The organism is Streptomyces sp. SX-6 (assembly GCF_059089585.1).
The window spans coordinates 1-17605 of the sequence record NZ_JBTHHU010000014.1 but is presented as its reverse complement, the minus strand read 5'-3'; the positions used below and the strand labels follow the sequence as shown (position 1 = coordinate 17605).

General features: G+C 70.2%; 18 protein-coding genes and 1 pseudogene. 13 read left to right on the top strand and 6 right to left on the bottom strand.

Features of this window, described 5'->3' with window-relative positions; all coding sequences use genetic code 11:
* Positions 1 to 290: 290 nt before the first annotated feature.
* Entirely contained in the window at positions 291 to 1487 is a 1197-nt protein-coding gene (locus ACV530_RS18630) for an acyl-CoA dehydrogenase family protein (RefSeq protein ID WP_494333795.1), read from the bottom strand.
* Positions 1488 to 1650: 163 nt separating this feature from the next.
* Here ACV530_RS18630 and ACV530_RS18625 point away from each other — a divergent pair, with 163 nt between their 5' ends.
* Positions 1651 to 2298 carry a TetR/AcrR family transcriptional regulator gene (locus ACV530_RS18625; protein WP_494333651.1) on the top strand — a complete coding sequence of 216 codons (648 nt, stop codon included), beginning with the start codon at positions 1651 to 1653 and terminating at the stop codon, positions 2296 to 2298.
* Between the two features lie 37 nt (positions 2299 to 2335).
* On the opposite strand, the gene def is transcribed toward ACV530_RS18625, so the two are convergent.
* Positions 2336 to 2887 carry a peptide deformylase gene (def, locus tag ACV530_RS18620; protein ID WP_494333650.1) on the bottom strand — a complete coding sequence of 184 codons (552 nt, stop codon included), beginning with the start codon at positions 2885 to 2887 and terminating at the stop codon, positions 2336 to 2338.
* Positions 2888 to 3055: 168 nt separating this feature from the next.
* Here def and ACV530_RS18615 point away from each other — a divergent pair, with 168 nt between their 5' ends.
* The 5 genes from ACV530_RS18615 to ACV530_RS18595 all read left to right on the top strand — a co-directional run bounded on the left by ACV530_RS18615 (position 3056) and on the right by ACV530_RS18595 (position 7531).
* On the top strand, positions 3056 to 4294 hold the full coding sequence (locus tag ACV530_RS18615) for a Mur ligase family protein (protein ID WP_494333649.1): 1239 nt from the start codon (positions 3056 to 3058) through the stop codon (positions 4292 to 4294).
* A 19-nt stretch (positions 4295 to 4313) separates the two neighbouring features.
* Positions 4314 to 5042: a type 1 glutamine amidotransferase gene (locus tag ACV530_RS18610; protein WP_494333648.1), complete on the top strand. Its 729-nt coding sequence runs from the start codon at positions 4314 to 4316 to the stop codon at positions 5040 to 5042.
* Positions 5043 to 5144: 102 nt separating this feature from the next.
* A complete protein-coding gene (locus ACV530_RS18605; RefSeq protein WP_494333647.1) occupies positions 5145 to 6170 on the top strand; it encodes a 6-phosphofructokinase in 1026 nt (341 codons plus the stop codon).
* Between the two features lie 125 nt (positions 6171 to 6295).
* Positions 6296 to 7252: a cytochrome c oxidase assembly protein gene (locus ACV530_RS18600; RefSeq protein ID WP_494333646.1), complete on the top strand. Its 957-nt coding sequence runs from the start codon at positions 6296 to 6298 to the stop codon at positions 7250 to 7252.
* Between the two features lie 120 nt (positions 7253 to 7372).
* A complete protein-coding gene (locus ACV530_RS18595; protein WP_494333645.1) occupies positions 7373 to 7531 on the top strand; it encodes a hypothetical protein in 159 nt (52 codons plus the stop codon).
* An 8-nt stretch (positions 7532 to 7539) separates the two neighbouring features.
* Here the strand turns inward: ACV530_RS18595 and ACV530_RS18590 are convergent, their stop codons facing one another.
* On the bottom strand, positions 7540 to 7938 hold the full coding sequence (locus ACV530_RS18590) for an SSI family serine proteinase inhibitor (RefSeq protein ID WP_494333644.1): 399 nt from the start codon (positions 7936 to 7938) through the stop codon (positions 7540 to 7542).
* A 224-nt stretch (positions 7939 to 8162) separates the two neighbouring features.
* Here ACV530_RS18590 and ACV530_RS18585 point away from each other — a divergent pair, with 224 nt between their 5' ends.
* From ACV530_RS18585 to ACV530_RS18570, 4 genes are all read left to right on the top strand, one after another.
* Positions 8163 to 8996: a TIGR02452 family protein gene (locus ACV530_RS18585; RefSeq protein WP_494333643.1), complete on the top strand. Its 834-nt coding sequence runs from the start codon at positions 8163 to 8165 to the stop codon at positions 8994 to 8996.
* A gap of 101 nt (positions 8997 to 9097) precedes the next feature.
* A complete protein-coding gene (locus tag ACV530_RS18580; protein WP_494333642.1) occupies positions 9098 to 9826 on the top strand; it encodes a hypothetical protein in 729 nt (242 codons plus the stop codon).
* Positions 9827 to 9903: 77 nt separating this feature from the next.
* Complete coding sequence (locus ACV530_RS18575; protein ID WP_494333641.1) at positions 9904 to 10515, top strand: DUF4360 domain-containing protein; 612 nt, start codon at positions 9904 to 9906, stop codon at positions 10513 to 10515.
* A gap of 237 nt (positions 10516 to 10752) precedes the next feature.
* Positions 10753 to 11340 (top strand): hypothetical protein, encoded by a 588-nt coding sequence (locus tag ACV530_RS18570; protein ID WP_494333640.1) that lies wholly within the window; start codon positions 10753 to 10755, stop codon positions 11338 to 11340.
* An 8-nt stretch (positions 11341 to 11348) separates the two neighbouring features.
* Here ACV530_RS18570 and ACV530_RS18565 read toward each other — a convergent pair whose 3' ends face one another.
* Positions 11349 to 12515 (bottom strand): alpha/beta hydrolase family protein, encoded by a 1167-nt coding sequence (locus ACV530_RS18565; protein WP_494333639.1) that lies wholly within the window; start codon positions 12513 to 12515, stop codon positions 11349 to 11351.
* Positions 12516 to 12730: 215 nt separating this feature from the next.
* Here ACV530_RS18565 and ACV530_RS18560 point away from each other — a divergent pair, with 215 nt between their 5' ends.
* Positions 12731 to 13453 carry a Pr6Pr family membrane protein gene (locus ACV530_RS18560; RefSeq protein ID WP_494333638.1) on the top strand — a complete coding sequence of 241 codons (723 nt, stop codon included), beginning with the start codon at positions 12731 to 12733 and terminating at the stop codon, positions 13451 to 13453.
* Positions 13454 to 13613: 160 nt separating this feature from the next.
* Here the strand turns inward: ACV530_RS18560 and ACV530_RS18555 are convergent, their stop codons facing one another.
* Positions 13614 to 14708 (bottom strand): serine hydrolase domain-containing protein, encoded by a 1095-nt coding sequence (locus ACV530_RS18555; RefSeq protein WP_494333637.1) that lies wholly within the window; start codon positions 14706 to 14708, stop codon positions 13614 to 13616.
* A 459-nt stretch (positions 14709 to 15167) separates the two neighbouring features.
* Between ACV530_RS18555 and ACV530_RS18550 the strand changes: the two genes are divergently transcribed.
* On the top strand, positions 15168 to 16850 hold the full coding sequence (locus tag ACV530_RS18550; protein WP_494333636.1) for a CocE/NonD family hydrolase: 1683 nt from the start codon (positions 15168 to 15170) through the stop codon (positions 16848 to 16850).
* A 126-nt stretch (positions 16851 to 16976) separates the two neighbouring features.
* Complete coding sequence (locus ACV530_RS18545) at positions 16977 to 17270, top strand: hypothetical protein (protein ID WP_494333635.1); 294 nt, start codon at positions 16977 to 16979, stop codon at positions 17268 to 17270.
* A 220-nt stretch (positions 17271 to 17490) separates the two neighbouring features.
* On the opposite strand, the pseudogene ACV530_RS18540 reads toward ACV530_RS18545, so the two are convergent.
* Positions 17491 to 17605: pseudogene (locus ACV530_RS18540) on the bottom strand (IS5/IS1182 family transposase); the annotation flags it as partial.

The following is a 17605-nucleotide window of genomic DNA, read 5'->3' as shown; positions in this document are numbered from 1 at the left end:
GGAGGCCCGGCTGGGGCATGAGCTTCCTGGCGTCGAGGGGACGTACTTGCACGTCACGCTCGGCATGGAGCTGATGATCGCCGACTACCTGCAGTCCCTGTGGGAAGAGGCATGGAAGCCGGTGATCGATCGGCGCGAGTTCGGCCCTTACCCCGCGCCACACTCTTCCCGCCGAAAGCGATCTCCCAAAATTCTCCCAGAAGCGGCTGGGGGCCGGTTTCCGTCCCCCAGGGCCTGCGAGGCGGAAGCCCCCGCATGACCGGCCACGACCGCGCTCACCTGCGCATCCCCTACCGGATCGGCATCCCCGACAGCGCCCGCGCGATCACCAGCCGCTGGATCTCGCTCGTGCCTTCGAAAATGGTGTAAATCGCGGCATCGCGGTGCATCCGCTCCACCGGGTATTCGCGTGTGTAGCCGTTGCCGCCGAGGATCTGCATGGCCTGGGCCGTGACCGTCTTGGCGGTCTCGCCCGCGAAGAGCTTGGACATGGAGCCCTCCGCCGCTGTGAAGGGCTTGCCCGCGACGGCCATCCAGGAGGCGCGCCAGACCAGCAGCCGGGCCGCGTCGATGCGGGTGCGCATGTCGGCGAGCTGGAAGGCGACGCCCTGGTTCTCGATGATCGGGCGGCCGAACTGGACGCGGGTCTTGGCGTAGTCGAGGGCCACCTCGTAGGCGGCGCGGGCGATGCCGACCGCCTGGGCGCCGACGGCCGGCCGGGACGCCTCGAAGGTGGCCATCGCGGCATTTCTCGCGGTCCGGCCCTCGCGGGCGCGGGCCAGCCGTTCGTCGAGCTTCTCCTTGCCGCCGAGGAGGCAGTGACCGGGGACCCGCACCCCGTCGAGGACGACCTCGGCGGTGTGGGAGGCGCGGATGCCGTGCTTCTTGAACTTCTGCCCCTGCGAGAGCCCGGGCGTGCCCGGCGGGACGATGAACGACGCGTGGCCCCGCGCGCCGAGCTCGGGGTCCACGACGGCGACGACGACGTGGACGTTGGCGATGCCGCCGTTGGTGGCCCAGGTCTTGGTGCCGTTCAGCACCCATTCGTCCTTGGCCTCGTCGTAGGCGGCGCGGGTGCGCATGGCCGAGACGTCCGAGCCCGCGTCGGGCTCGGACGAACAGAAGGCGGCCACCTTCACGTCGTTCACGTCGCCGTACATCTGCGGTATCCAGGTGCCGATCTGCTCGTCGGTCCCGTTGGTGAGGACGCCGACCGCGGCCAGCGCGGTACCGGCGATCGCGAGCCCGAGGCCGGCGTCGCCCCAGAAGAGCTCCTCGAGGGCGAGCGGGATCCCGAGGCCGGTGGGGTCGAAGAACTGCTGGGCGTAGAAGTCCAGCGAATACAAGCCGATCTTGGCCGCTTCCCGGACCACCGGCCAGGGGAACTCCTCGCGCTCGTCCCACTCCGCGGCGGCGGGCCGCATGACGTCGGCGGCGAAGCCGTGGATCCAGTCGCGGACGGCCTTCTGATCGTCGTTCAGCTCCATCACGAACTCGGTCACGGACCCTCCCCGATCACCCTTACGTGCGGTAACGCGAGTGTGTTACCCGCCAGTAGCGACTGTCAACTCCCCCTCCCCCTACGACTCCTCCCCGGCATGAGGGTGTTACGTTGCGCAAGCGCTACGTGAACACAGGGGCGGGGAGGCGATGGTGGAGACCAACCAAAGAGAAGACCAGCAGCGGACGACCGAACGGCGCCGCAAGGAGCTGCTGGAGGCCGCGGACCGGGTGGTGCTGCGGGACGGACCGGGCGCGTCGATGAACGCCATCGCCGCCGAGGCGGGCATCACCAAGCCGATTCTCTATCGCCATTTCGGCGACAAGGGCGGCCTGTACCGGGCGCTCGCCGTACGGCACACCGACGCACTGCTGGCCGGGCTGCGCGCCTCGCTGGACGCGTCCAGCGAGCGGCGGGCACGGGTCGAGCAGACCCTGGACGTCTATCTGGCGGCCATCGAGGCGCGGCCCCAGGTGTACCGGTTCCTGATGCACCCGGCCGAGGAGAGCCAGTCCCCGGACCAGGGCTTCGACGTGGGCCGGCACTCCGCGCCGCTGCTGCGCCGCCTCGGCGAGGAACTGGCCCTGGTGATCGCCGAACGGGTCGACCTGGGGCCGGACGGCGAGGAGGCCGCCCGGGTCTGGGGGCACGGGGTCGTCGGCATGATGCACGCCGCCGGCGACTGGTGGCTGCGCGAACGCCCCTGCCCCCGCGAGCAGTTGGTGCGGCATCTCACGGACCTGCTGTGGGGCCGGCTGGCCACCGCGGGCAACCGGGCGGACGGGCCGGAGTTCTGAGCCCGGGAGGGCCCGCACCGACCCATCGGCCACCCCCCTAGTCCCCGGCGTCCGCTGCCCAGGGTGCGCGCCGCGCCGCCTTCAGGACGCGGCGGCGGCGCAGTCCGGTGAGCTTGTCGACGTACAGGCCTCCGTCGAGGTGGTCGCACTCGTGCTGGAGGCACCGGGCGAAGAACCCGGTGCCGCTGACGCGCACCGGTGAGCCGTCGGCCCGGAAGCCCTCGACCACGGCCTCGTCGGACCTCGGCGTGCCCGCTTCCAGACCGGGCAGGGACAGACAGCCCTCGGGCCCGCGGACGGTGACACCCCCGGTCTCCACGAGGCGCGGGTTGACGATGTGTCCGAGATGGCGGCGGTCCTCGTCGTCGGGGCAGTCGTAGACGAACACCCGCAGCGGGACACCGATCTGGTTGGCGGCGAGCCCCACTCCGTTCGCCGCGTACATCGTGGCGAACATCGACTCCACGAGCTCGGCGAGGTCCGCGTCAAACGCGGTGACCTCCTCGCAGGGTGCGCCGAGCACCGGGTCACCGAGCAGCCGCACGGGCCGCACGAGTCCGGAACTGCCGGGAATCGAGCCTCTTCGCATACCGACAACCCTACGTTCCGACGGTGGCAGGTTCGGGCCCACTGCCGGACCTCGATAGGCTGATCCCCGACCGAAGCCTCCTGGCCGGCGGTTCGGCGCGAAGGGGGCGGGCCGGCGTACGGACCAGGGATTCAGGCGCGGCGGTGGATGCAAGGAGGATCTAGGACGATGGCAGGCAACTCTGGGCCGCTGTCGCCGCGAGCCAAGCTGGCCGTGACGGCCGGCCGGGCCGCGGCGGCGGTGTCGCGAGCTGCGGGGCGAGGCAGCGGATCGGTGATCGGCGGCAAGGTCGCCCTCAAGCTGGACCCGGACCTTTTGGCCCGGTTGGCCACGCACCTCGACGTGGTCCTGGTCTCGGCCACCAACGGCAAGACGACCACGACCCGCCTCATCGCCGAGGCACTGCGCGCCAGCGGACCGGTGGTGTCCAACGCGCTGGGCGCGAACATGCCCGCGGGCATCACCTCCGCCCTGGCCGGTGGCTCGGACGCGCGCTACGGCGTGATCGAGGTGGACGAGAAGTACCTGGCGGGTGTCGCCCGGGACGTGAACCCGAAGGCCATAGCGCTGCTGAACCTCTCGCGCGATCAGCTGGACCGCGCCGCGGAGACCCGCATGCTGGCCGAGAAGTGGCGCGAGGGGCTGACCGGCACCAAGGCCGTGGTGATCGCGAACGCGGACGACCCGCTGATCGTGTGGGCCGCCTCCTCCTCGCCCAATGTGGTGTGGGTGGCGGCCGGCCAGGAATGGAAGGACGACGCCTGGTCCTGCCCGTCGTGCGGCGGTGTGATGCAGCGCCCGGGCGACGACTGGTTCTGCGGCGAGTGCGGTTTCCGCCGGCCCACCCCGAGCTGGGCGCTGTCGGGCGACTACGTGCTGGACCCGCACGGGTCCGCGTGGCCGATCCACCTGCAGCTGCCGGGCCGGGCGAACAAGGCGAACGCCACCACGTCCGCCGCCGTGGCCGCGACCTTCGGGGTGCCGCCGCAGGTGGCGCTGGAGCGGATGTACCAGGTCCAGGCGGTCGCCGGGCGCTATGACGTGGTGACCTTCGAGGGCCGGGAGCTGCGGCTGCTGCTCGCGAAGAACCCGGCCGGCTGGCTCGAGACGTTCTCGCTGATCGACGGCCCGCCCGCCCCGGTGCTGCTGTCGGTGAACGCGCGGGGCGCGGACGGCACCGACACCTCGTGGCTGTGGGACGTGGACTACACCCGCCTCGCCGGCCACCCGATCTTCGTCATCGGCGACCGCAGGCTCGACCTCGCGGTGCGGCTCGAGGTCGCGGGCCTGGACTTCCGGGTGTGCGACACCGTGGACGAGGCCGTGCAGGCCGCCCCGCCCGGGCGGATCGAGGTCATCGCCAACTACACGGCGTTCCAGGATCTCCGCCGCCGCGTCGGCAACTGAAGCCAGGAGAATTGCGAGCATGAGCCAGAACAGTCTGCGTGTGGTGTGGGTCTATCCCGACCTGCTCAGCACCTACGGCGACCAGGGCAATGTCCTGGTCCTGGAGCGGCGGGCGCACCAGCGCCGGCTGGACGTCCAGCGCCTGGACGTCCGGTCCGACCAGCAGATCCCGACCTCCGGTGACATCTACCTGATCGGCGGCGGCGAGGACCGGCCGCAGCGGCTGGCCGCCGAGCGGCTGCGCCGGGACGGCGGCCTGAACCGCGCGGTCGCCAACGGCGCGATCGTCTTCTCGGTGTGCGCCGGCTACCAGATCCTGGGCCACGAGTTCATCAACGACCTGGGCCAGCGCGAGCAGGGTCTGGGCCTGCTGGACGTGGTCAGCACGCGCGGCGAGAACGAGCGCTGCGTCGGCGACGTGCTGGCCGACATCGACGACCGGCTGGGGCTGCCGCCGCTGACCGGCTTCGAGAACCACCAGGGCGTGACCCACGTCGGCCCGAACGCCCGCCCGTTCGCGCGGGTGCGCTTCGGCAACGGCAACGGCACGGGTGACGGCACCGAGGGCGCGTACAACGACACCGTTTTCGGTACGTACATGCACGGTCCGGTCATGGCACGCAATCCGCTGATCGCGGACATGCTGCTGAAGCTGGCGCTGGACGTCAACGCCCTGCCGCCGGTCGACGACCGCTGGTACGAGGCGCTGCGCAACGAGCGCATCGCGGCGGCGTCCCAGCCCGCATAGCGGAACGCTGACGCTCCCCGCCGCCCCGGCTTAGTAGGGTGGCGGGGATCCAGCCGGACGACGGGGTCCGGTCTCCGGCCCTGTTGTGAAGGTTCCCCTGCCATGCGCATCGGTGTACTCACCTCCGGCGGCGACTGCCCCGGTCTCAACGCCGTCATCAGATCCGTCGTGCACCGCGCGGTCGTCGACCACGGTGACGAGGTCATCGGCTTCCGCGACGGCTGGCGCGGTCTGCTGGAGAGCGACCACCGCCCGCTGGACCTGGAGGCGGTGGCCGGCATCCTGGCCACCGGCGGCACCGTCCTGGGCTCGTCCCGGGTACAGCCCGCGCAGCTGCGGGAAGGCGTCGAGCGGGCCAAGGCCAATGCCGCGGAGCTCGGCCTGGACGCCGTCATCCCGATCGGCGGCGAGGGCACGCTCAAGGCGGCGCGACTGCTGTCGGACGCGGGGCTGCCCATCGTGGGGGTGCCGAAGACCATCGACAACGACATCGCGTCCACCGATGTGACCTTCGGCTTCGACACCGCGGTGGGCGTCGCGACGGAGGCCCTCGACCGGCTCAAGACGACGGCCGAGTCCCATCAGCGGGTCCTGATCGTCGAGGTGATGGGCCGCCATACGGGCTGGATCGCCCTGCAGTCGGGCATGGCCGCCGGGGCGCACGCCATCGTCGTGCCGGAACGTCCCTTCGACATCGACGAGCTGACCGCGGTCGTCGGCAAGCGTTTCGAGGCGGGCAAGCGCTTCGCGATCGTGGTGGTCGCGGAGGGGGCCAAGCCGCGCGAGGGCTCGATGGCCTTCGAGAGCGGCGGTACGGACGTGTACGGGCACGAGCGGTTCACCGGTGTGGCCCGTCAGCTGGCCGTCGAGCTGGAGCGGCGCCTCGGCAAGGAGGCGCGTCCGGTGATCCTCGGCCATGTCCAGCGCGGCGGTACGCCCACGGCGTACGACCGGGTGCTGGCGACGCGCTTCGGCTGGCACGCGGTGGAGGCCGCGCACCGCGGGGCGTTCGGGATGATGACCGCGCTGCGCGGTACCGACATCACGCTGGTGCCGCTGGCCGAGGCGGTCGAGCGGCTGAAGACGGTGCCGTGGGAGCGGTACGCCGAGGCGGAGTGCGTGCTGTGAGCCGATCACCGCTGTGAGCTGACAACTGCTGTGAGCTGGTCACTCAAGGCGCCCCCGGCATCGGCACCGGCCGGGGGCGCCTCTACTCTGGTCCCGGCGCATTGGTCCGAATTGGGAGAGAGTGGATGGATCACAGCGGGCATCACGGCATGATGATGATGGACATGCCGCCGTTCACGCTGGCGCGGGGCCTGGAGTTCAGCGGCGACCCGTTCTTCATGACCGGCTGCCTGCTGGGACTCGCGCTGTACGGCTGGGGCGTGGTGCGGCTGTGGCGGCGCGGGGACAAGTGGCCGATCGGCCGGGTGGTGGCGTGGGTCACCGGCATCGTGACGATCTGGCTGGTGATGTGCACCAAGCTGAACGACTACGGCATGGTCATGTTCAGCGTGCACATGGTCCAGCACATGGTGATCAGCATGCTGTCCCCGATCCTGCTCCTGCTGGGTGCGCCGATGACACTGACGCTGCGGGCCCTGCCGGCGGCCGGGCGGGGGCGCAAGGGGCCGCGCGAGCTGCTGGTCGCGCTGCTGCACAGCCGCTACATGCGGATCATCACGCACGCGGCGTTCACGATCCCGATGTTCATCGCGAGCCTGTACGCCCTCTACTTCACGCCGCTCTTCGACTTCCTGATGGAGAGCAGGGCGGGGCACATCGCGATGATGGTCCACTTCCTGGCGGTGGGCCTGGTGTTCTTCTGGCCGATCATGGGCGTGGACCCGGGCCCGCACCGGCCGGGTTACGTGATGCGGATGCTGGAACTGTTCGCCGGTATGCCGTTCCACGCGTTCTTCGGCATCTCGCTGATGATGGCGTCGGAGCCGATGATCGGCACGTACAAGCACCCGATGGCCTCGCTCGGCATCGACGCGCTCGACGACCAGAAGGCGGGCGGCGGCATCGCCTGGGCGTTCAGCGAGATCCCGTCGGTGGTGGTGCTGCTGGCGCTGGTGTACCAGTGGTACCGCTCCGAGCAGCGGCAGGCGAAGCGTTCCGACCGCGCGGCGGATCGGGACGGCGACAAGGAGCTGGCCGCCTACAACGCGTACTTGGCCTCGCTCCAGGCGCGCGGCCGGTGATTCTCTCCGCCCCCTGAAGCGGTGGCGGCAAGGACCGCGGCCAGGAGACGATGGTCTCCTCCCCCCGGTCCGCGCATATGTGCGGGTATATGCGTCGGGACCGCCGTGAGGAGGTGCGGGATGCACGGCTCGGCGAAGGCGATGGCATGGCTGACCGTCGGCGGACTGGTCCTGGTGACCGCCTATACGGTGGCCATGGGCAGCAATGCGTGGCTGTGGTTCGCGTGGGTGGTGCTGGGGCTGGCGACCATAGGCGCCCTGGTGGCCCGGGACACGTGAGGGGCTCGCTAGAAGCGGAAGACGGGGCCGGTCGCCGCGTCGAGCTCGCACGCGTTGGGGAAGTCCTTCCGCCAATGCACGGGCGCCCCGCGCCAGTCGCCGTCGGCGGTGGCCGTGACCGGGTCGTCCTCGCGGGTGCACACGCGGCGCTCGCCGACCAGCGCTTCCGGCCTGCCCTGGACCCCGGCGAGGCTCACACAGGCCTCGCCGGCATGCGGATGGTGAGTGCGCGGCCGGGAGCCGGGGCAGATCAGCTGCACACCCCGGATCCAGGTGTGCCGCGCCCCCGAGACGGTGAGGAAGAGCTGTCCCTGCTGCTCCTGTCCGTCGGCCACCGCCGGGGACAAGGTCAGGCCGAGCAGCGCGCCGGCGGTCACGGTGGTGGTCACGGTGGTGCGTACGGACATCGAATGTGCCTCCTGGGGCATGGGTGCCGCGTCAGAGCACCGCGCACCGCGGTGACGCGGCAAGGGGCCGCACCGGTCCTTCGCCCGTGTGGCGGGACGCGGCCACCCTCTCGGCGGCGGTGGCCCGCGCAAAACCCTTCGCCACGGCGTGGTGACGGGTCGTAGGCTCGGCGCTCGTGACCCAGCACGAGCGCACGAGGCACGACAGCACGAGGCACAACAACATGAGCACGCGGTTGCGCGAGATCGCGCGGGAGACCGAAGAGATCGTCGCGGCCGGAGCGTACACCACGCCCGGGGGCCGCCCGGTGGACCTCGCCGGGGCGATCGCCCGGGCACGGCAGGGAACCCGGCTGTACGGACCGCGGCCGGTGACCGTACCGGAGCGGCAGGGCCCGGCACGGAAGACGGTCTTCGAAGTGACCGACGAAGGCAGCCTGGGAGCCGTTCGCCGGCTGGCGTCGGACGGCCCGGTGGCGGCGCTGAACTTCGCCTCCGCCCGCAATCCCGGCGGGGGTTATCTGCGGGGTGCCCAGGCACAGGAGGAATCCCTGTGCCGCGGCTCGGCGTTGTACGCCTGCCTGCGCGAGGTCCCGGAGTTCTACGCCGCGCACCGGGCCGCCCCCAGTCCGTTCTACAGCGACCGCGTGATCCACTCCCCCGGCGTACCCGTCTTCCGCGACGACCACGACACCCTTCTCGAATCCCCTTGTGAGGCAGGCTTCCTGACCTGCGCGGCCCCCAACGCCGGTGTGATCGCGCAGCGCACGCCGGGAGAGACCGCGCGCATCCCGGCGGCCCTGGAGGCACGCGCGGGCCGGGTGCTGGAGGCGGCCGCCGCGCATGGCTACCCCCAACTGGTGCTCGGCGCCTGGGGCTGCGGGGTCTTCCGCAACGAACCGGCGCACGTGGCCGCCGCGTTCGCCGGTCACCTCACGGGCCGGGGCCGGTTCGCGGACCGCTTCGGGCGGATCGTGTTCGCCGTCCTGGACCGCCGCACCGACTCCCCGGTACGAGCGGCCTTCAGCGCTGTCTTCGCGGCGCCAACCAGCGGGTAACCGGCCGAAAGGGGTGTCTTTGTCGGATATTTGCCGATACGCTGAAAGTGAAGCCCACTGTCCCGATTTCTGAGATATCCGAGATAGAGGAGGGATCAGTGATGGCACGTGTCGCAGGAAGGTACGGAAAGCTCCGTCCACAGTTTCCGGTCGCGTTGAAGGACTTCACCGCCTATGCGAAGGCCCCGCTGCCCGAGCCACCGGCAGCCGTGGACTGGGCGACGAACGTCTCCAACTGGCCCATGGACGGCAACGATCGCTACGGCGACTGCACCATGGCCGCCGCCGCGCACGCGATCCAATCCTGGAACGCCCAGACCAAGGCGACGAACCCGGTGCCCACCGAGCAGCAGGTCGTCGACGAGTACCTGCGGCTGTCCGGCGGCCAGGACTCCGGCCTGGTCGAGTCCCAGGTGCTCAAGTCCTGGCAGAACGGAGGCCTGTGGGACAACCGTGTCGTGGCGTACGCACCGGTCAACGTCCACGACCGGACCGCGATCCAGCAGACCATCGCGCTCTTCGGCGGGGTCTACGCGGGCATCCAGGTACCGGCCAACGCACAGCAGCAGTTCGCGGAAGCCCTGCCGTGGACGCTGGATCCGGGCTGGCAGGACCAGCCGATCGAGGGCGGCCACGCGATCCCGCTGCTGGGGTATGACGCGGACTGGCTCTACGTGATCACCTGGGGTGCCGTCCAGCGGATGGCCTGGGACTGGTGGGCCACCTACGGCGACGAGGCGTGGGCGGTGCTGTCGGAGGAGTACAAGGAGGTGGGAGAGGTCAACGGCATCGACATGGCCACCCTGACCAAGGACCTCGCGCTGGTCTGACGCAACCTGGCCTGTACATGCCCCGCGCCCGGTGCTGGCATGGAGCCCAGTGCCCCACGGACCAGCGGGAGGGACCCATGTTCAGGCCGGTGATGATCGGTGGCGCAGCCGTGGCGCTCGCGGCCGGAGTACTGTCGCCCGGGGCGACCGCCGCGGGCGGCGGGCCCCCGCCGGGGAGACTCGTGATCGACGTGATGACGGTCAACGGGACGGGCTGTCCGCCAGGTTCGGCCAATGTGGGCGTCAGCCCGGACAACACCGCTTTCACGATCTTCCAGCAGCAATGGGTCGCACGGCCGGGGGACGGCCGGAGGAACTGCCAGATGAACCTGTCCGTCCAGCCCCCGCAGGGCTACACATACGCCATCACGGGAGCGGACTACGGCGGCTACGCCCATCTGGAGAAAGGGACCAGGGGCATACTGAGAGCCGACCGCTGGTTCCAGGGATCGTCGCAGACGGTCTCCGTGAACCGGAGCTTCCCGGGACCGTACGACGGCAGCTGGCAGGTGTCCGACGACGATGTCGGCATTCACGTCTACGCCCCGTGCGGCGAACAGCGCAATCTCAACCTCAACACCGAGCTCCGGGTGGAGGCCAGCGTCCCGACCGACAGCTGGATGACGATGGAATCGGCGGACGGCGGCTCGGCCACCGTCTACCACCTCGGCTGGAAACCGTGCCCCTGAGCACCGACCGCGCCCCCAGGCCGACGGCCATCGGCCTGCGGACGGCCACCGCCGCGGCCAGGACCTCACCCTCGACGTCCTCGTGGTCAACGAGCGGGCCCGAGCCCTCTACCGGCGCCTGGGCCTGTACGAAATCGCCGGGCACGGCGAGAGCGACATCAAGGTCAGGATGTCCACCAGGCCCCTTTGAGTACGCGTACTCATGTCACCTGCAACGAGGCAGGGGAAGATCGGGGCATGACGAAGATCAGGACGACTGGTGCCCGGGTCGGGATACCGGCCGTGGCAGTGCTGGCCATGCTGGCGGCGGCAGGGTGCGGAACGGAGCATCCGGGAGACGACACCGTTGGCGCGGGCAGGCCTTCGCGAGCCGCGACAGCGACGCCGCCGAGCGTGCCGGTGGACTTTCCGTGCCCCGGCGAGAGCCCCACGCCGACGCCGCCCCCGAACACGGACACTTCGGGCCCGGCCGGGCCGCCCACCGATCACTACGCCGAGAACCACGGCTTCAGGGTTCCCATCCCGTTGCACGGCCGGAGCCGTTGCGACGGGCTCGCGGCCGCCAAGCGCATCAAGAGGGCGCTCGAACCGCTGCGCAAGAGCGGTGACTTCACCGAGAAGAGCACCCGCGGCAAGCTCACCGGCCTCGGCTACGCCGCCGGGAAGGTACAGGTGCACCAGAACGGCTCCACCGGGGTCGGCTTTCTCATCGATGCCTCCCCTATGTGCCTGGAAGGCTCGATGAGCCAAGCCTCCGCCCAGGTGGACACCTTCGGCGGCTACCCCGACCACACCGGCTGCGACGTCCCCTCCGGCGGCCACTGATCCGGCGCTCAGGGGCGCTGGAACTCCACCTCCGGGTTCGCCTTGGAGGGGCCGTCCAGCAGCTTCTGGTGGATGCCCTTCAGCTGCTGGTCGAAGAAGGCCCCGACGTACGCGCGGGTGAGCTGTTCCGAGCGCGGCGCGGGGAGCTCGCCCGTGGGCACGGGGAGGTCCGCCGCAGCGGCGAGGACGGGGACGTCGGTGAAGCTGAGGTGCTCGGTGCCGGCGACGGTGAGCCAGCGCTTCCAGCCCTTCAGGTCCTTCCACGCCTCGGGCCAGGACGTGTCCTTGGTGCCTGCGCTGTGGAAGTTCTTGGTGCCGAGCATCAGGAACGGACGGTTGCCCAGCCCCGCGGCCGCGGGCTTCTCCCAGAAGGTGCCGTCCATGTTCACCCCCGCCCGCACCCGCTTGTCGGCGGCCATCGTCGTGGCGGCGGAGTCACCGCCGACGGAGTGCCCGGCCATGCCGATCCGCTTCTTGTCGATCAGGTGGGCGTACCGCCAGGCCGGACGGGCACCGGTCAGCTGGTCGAGCACGAAGGAGACGTCCTTGGCCCGGCTCTCGGGCACGGCCGCATGGTCATGGAGCTTGTCGCAGAGGTCGCAGCCCACGGTCCGCCCGTCGGGGAGGGTCTCCCCCGCGTTCTCGTAGGTGTGGTCGACGACCGCGACGACGTACCCGCGGCTGGCGATGTCCTCGGCGAGACCCGTGAGGGTGGCTCGCTGCATCCCAAAACCGGGCGAGAGCACGACGAGCGGGAACCGCCCGTGCTCCGGGCGCGCGTCGGTGTGCGACCAGGTACGGGCGCCGGCCAGCGCCTCGGGCGGGAATGTGCTCTGCGGCACCTGCTTGAGCATGCCCCGGGCCTCGTCGACGGTCATGTAGGGCGCGGGCCCGCCGGTGCGGGGACGAGCGGGGTAGTACATCGACACCATCAGCTGACGCGGGCCCGCTGCCGGCACCCAGGGGTCCTGCCGGTGCTTGTCCACGAGGTGGAGCATGCTCCGACCGACGGCGTGCGGGCCTGTGGGACGCGGCAGTTGGGGGCTGACGGCGGCCTGGTGCGAGGCCACGGGCGTGGCGGGAGCGGCGGCGAATGCGGCTCCGGCGATCGGGAGCGGCACGACGAGAGCGAGCACGGCAGCAGCGGCTATGGCCGTCCGACGGGTTCTGGTCATGCCTGAGACGCTAGACGGTGGGTGCGGCTCCTGACGTCACCTCAGGGAGTGACTCCTGATCACTCGCTGGTATGAAAGTCACCCGGGGTATTGGCCGACAGCCCACTCCACGTGGTATTCGCCGGCTCGGCGGCCGGGGCTCCGCAACCGGATTCGATCATGCCGCCCCCACGGCGGCCGGACAGCCCGCGCCGGCACACCCGTAGGGTAGACGGATGATCGACCCGTCCTCCTCCAGTTCCCGCATCGGCACGGTGGGCACCGCGACCGTCCCGGCGGCGGCCGTCGTCCCGATGGACCGCCGTCCCTTCACGGCGGTCTTCCGTGCCCTCGTCTCGCTGGCCGCGCTGACCGGCATCGCTTTCGACATGATCGACTCGCACGATCTCGGACGGCTCTTCAGCTATTTCACGATCCAGTCGAACATCCTGATCGCGTTCGTCTTCGCCTGGTCCGCCCGTCGTGCCTGGTCCGCCCGGCCCGCCGTGTCCCCCAGGCTCACCGGCGCGGCCCTCCTCTATATCTGCATCACGGGCCTCGTCTTCCACTTCGTGCTCGACAACGCGTCCAGCGGCTTCTCCATGACCGCCGATCGCACTCCGCTGGAATCGATCGCGAACCAGCTCCTCCACACGGTCACCCCCATCGCCGCCGTGCTCGACTGGCTGCTGTTGAGCGCACCGGCCCGCTTCGGATTCGTCTTCGCCGCACAGTGGCTGCTCTATCCGCTGTTCTACTTCGCCTTCGCCCTCGGCCGCGGTGCCCTCCTCTCCCCGGGCGCCGAGAGCCGCTACCCCTACCCCTTCCTCGACGTCGACCTCCACGGCTACCCAGGCGTGCTCGGCAACGCCGTGACATTCGGCCTGGCCTTCTACGCCCTGGCTCTCGTGGTGTTCCTGGTCGACCGTTTCCGCCCCGGGCTGCGCGCTCTTCGGTAGGGGAACGAGGGGATTCAGCCCGGGCCTCGGCGAGAGCGGCGCGCCGGGACGGAGTGGTTCTGGTCCACCGGGTCGCTGTTCGCTCCGTGCAGCCGAGTGGGGGTTGGCCGACTGTGCACAGGCCGGCACCGAGCAGGCAAACCCCCACCGGGTCGGTGGATCAGCCCACCGGGGTGCCGCACAGCGCGGAGTCGATCACCTGGGCCCGTGGCGTCCCCCCTGCGTTGCTCAGGAAGAGGTAGCCGTTGGTCACCATCGCCGCGTGCCGGCCGTCGTCGGTGGCGAAGGTCCCGGACGAGTGACCGTTCGTCAAGTCGCCGAAATGTCCCCAGGCCTGCCCGCCGCAGGACAGGTCGAGCCGCCACAGCCCGAGGCCGTAACCCATATTGGCGGGCCAACCGGGCATGGGCACCGTCGTGCGCATCTGGGCCATCATCGCCGGTGACACGAGCTTGCCGTCGGCCAGTGCCTGCTCGAACGTGGTCATGTTCTCTTCGGTCGAGGCGATGGCTCCGGCCGTGGCGTACTTGGACAGCTCCACGGAGAAGGTCGATTTGGTCCAGAGGTAGAACGGGCCCACCCGGGCGCCGGAATAGCCGGGCAGATACGGGTCATCGAGCTTCCTGTCGCCGGGACGGGGGTAGGCGGTCCGGGTCAGGCCGAGCGGCTGGATGATCCGGCCGGTGATTGCCTGGGCCGCCGAGACGCCGGTGGTTTTCTCGATGAGCAGGCCGAGGATCATGTAGTTGGCGTTCGAGTACAGCCAGGCGGTACCGGGCTTGGAGGCCGGGGGGCGCTTCAGTGCTTGCCGCACCAGCGCATCCAGCGCGTAGGAGCCGTCCGGGTTGGCGGGGGGCGCATCGGTTACCGGCTCGTACGCCGGGATGCCGCTGGTCTGCTGCAGGATCTGCCGCACCGAGATCTTGGTGCCGTCGTAGCCGTTGCCTGCGACAACGCCGGGCAGATACCGCTCGATCGGGGCGTCCAGCTCGACCTTGCCCTCGTCGACCAGTTGCAGAACCACGACCGCGGTGAATGTCTTGGTCTGGCTGCCGATGCGGAACTGGTCGTTGGACCCGATGGCCCGCTTGACGCCGGTTTCCGCGGTCCCGCTGTGCAGATCCCACGAGCCGGCGCGGTTACCGGCGTGGACAGCCGCACCCGGCCCGGCATTGACTTGATAGCTGTCGAGCACTGCCTGGGTATCGGCGTGGTCGGCGGCCGGCCGTGCCTGTGCCGGCACGGCCGTCGTCATCGCCACGACGGCAGCGGCAACGATGGCCGCCAGCCGCGGTAAGGCGCGGTGTCTGGTCGCGCTGCTGTCCTGACCGGATATTTCGGGCCCGCTCGGTCCCGAAGGGAGACAAATCTTCACTGAGTTCCCACTTTCCTGGGTTGGCCTCGCCCCGGGGGCGAGCACCGCTTCCTCGCTCGGCGGCGGTCCCTGAACAATCGCATTCGCGCTGGTCAGCGGGCCAGGCCAGGGACCGGCCACTTTTGGCCGGTCCGGGCGACAGAGTCGCCAGGACCGGGATCGGCGGGGATGGCGCGGGAACGGCTCCACAGCCACGGCAGCGTCCGCGGCAACAGTTACCGGTCAGTAGACTTGGCTGATCGCGTACTTACCGCTACCACTTCCGCCCCCCTAGGCTCCCAGCTCCCGTACCGTTCGCGTGCCACAGGGGCACCACGGTCTGAGTCCGATGGGACATCGATGACGCGATCCGGCCCCACCCGAGAACGCCACAACCGCAACCAGCGCCGCGCCCGCCGCTGGACGACAAGTACGGTTGTGGCCACTGCACTTGCCCTCACCGGGACGTTCGCCGCCACCCCCGCGTCCGCCGCCTCACCGGCCGGACACCGCGCCGCCCCGGCCGGCTCCACCGGGTCCTTGCGGCTGGTCGACATACCCATGAAGGACGGCACCGTCCTCAAGGGTGATGTACTCACCCCCGCCCCCGGCACTCCCGGCGCCGACGCGCACGGCCGCTACCCGGTGGTCGTGGAACCCGCCTCCTGGGGGCAGAACGACCTCGAGTACCTGGCGCAGAGCCGCAAGCTGGCCGCCGACGGCTATGTCGTCGTCACGTACACCGTGCGCGGCTTCTGGCTCTCCGGCGGAAAGGTGGACGTCGCGGGGCCGAAGGACGTCTCCGACATCTCCTCGGTCATCGACTGGACGCTGGCCCACACCCCCGCCGACCCGAACCGCATCGGCATGACCGGCCTTTCACTGGGTGCCGGAATGTCGTTGCTGGGCGCCGCCTTCGATCCGCGGGTCAAGGCGGTGGCCGCGATGAGCGCCTGGGGCGACCTGGTCAACGCGTTCTACGGCGGACAGACCCGGCACGTCGGAGCTGCCGGTGCCCTGACCGCCGTACAGATACCCACCGGCCGCCAGAGCCCCGAGACCCACCAGGCGATCAGCGAGCTGTTCACCAACCAGAACATCCCGGACCTCGTCGAGTGGGCCAGAACCCGCTCCCCGAGCACCTATGTGGACCGCATCAACGCCCACCACACCGCGGTGTTCATCGCCAACGCCTGGAACGACAGCATCTTCAACCCCAGCCAGGTCGCCGCCTTCTACCAGAAGCTCACCGGCCCCAAGCGCCTCGAACTGCGCCCCGGTGACCACGCCACCCAGGAGCTGGGCGGCCTGCTGGGCCTGAAGAACCCGGCCTGGGACGACGGCCGCGCCTGGCTCGACCAGCACCTGAAGAACCTGAACGGCAACAGCACCGACGACCACGAGGTTCAACTACAGGTCAGGGAGCGCGCAGGGCAGGAGACCCACCCCGACTGGCAGTCGATCAGCACGCACAGCCGGACGCTGCGGCTCGGCCCCGCCAACCTGCTCGGCACCGGAACGCTGAGCGGCACGGCCGGCACCGGCTGGCAGACGTCCATCACGGGCGGCGTCGACTCCGGCGCCGACTCCGGCATCGTCGAACTGTCCGGCGGGGTCGACCAGTTCCTCGGCATCCCGCCGACCGTGGAGGTCCCGCTGCTTCCCCGCACCTTCGCGGCGGTCTGGCAGTCGTCGCCGTACTCCGACACCCAGCACATCCGCGGGGAGGTGAAGCTCCACACCACGGTCACCTCGTCCGCACCCAAGAGCACGGCGTTCGCCTACCTCTACGATGTGAACGCTCTGGGCGTCGGCAAGTTGATCAGCCACGCCCCGCAGAGCTGGTCCGCCGCACCGGGACAGGCCGTACCGCTGGACCTCTCGCTGTTCGCCACCGCGTACGACCTGCCCGCAGGGCACCGGCTGGCGCTGGTGCTGGACACCAAGGACCCGATGTACGGCAGCGACACCCCGCTGGGCAGCCGGTTGTCGTTCAGCTCCCCGGCGGACGACCCCGCCCGGCTGACCGTACCGCTGCGCTGACAGGGGGCTCGAAGAGACGTCCCCCCTCGAAAGACGACCCACCGACCCGGCTGCACACACCCCGCATGCTGCCACGTCGCCGACGGGCACGTGGTCACCCTCGGGGTGTGGGAGCGCCCGCCACGCGTGAAGCTCTGGACGGCTCCCCGTGACGAGGTGGACGGCATTGTCGCCCAGACCTTTGACCGGTACCGGGTGTCGGCGTTCTTCGCCGACCCGGGAACCGGTGAGGACACCGAGGCCGGCGACGGCAGCCGGTACTGGAACCGGTACATCGGCACATGGGCCGAGCGGTACGGATCCCGGCTGCTGCACGCCACCACCACAGGCCTGCATCGCCACGCCATCGCGTGGGACATGGCAGATGTCCGCAGGCAGCAGGAGTTCACCGCCGCCGTGGAAAGGTCGACCTGGCCGTAGCCATGATCGGCGCCCGGATGCTGCGCCGCCTGCTCATCAATAGCTCGAAGTACGGCTCGCGTCGTCGGGCGCGAGGACCGGGGCGCGTGATCGTCTTCAGCTGAGCGTGCAGCTCGCCGGAATCAAGCCCGGCAGCCCCTCTACCCACGGCGCAAGGTGAGTCCCTCTACCGGTTCATAGACAAATTCGAATGCTCCGCCGGTGCACATAAGAGGATGTCTCACGTGGTGATCTTGGCGAGTTTCTTGTAGCAGGTGAGGGCGGCCGCGAGGCCGAGGAAGGCGAGGAAGTGGGAGCCCTTGCGTTCGTACCGGACGGTGAGGCGGCGGTAGCCG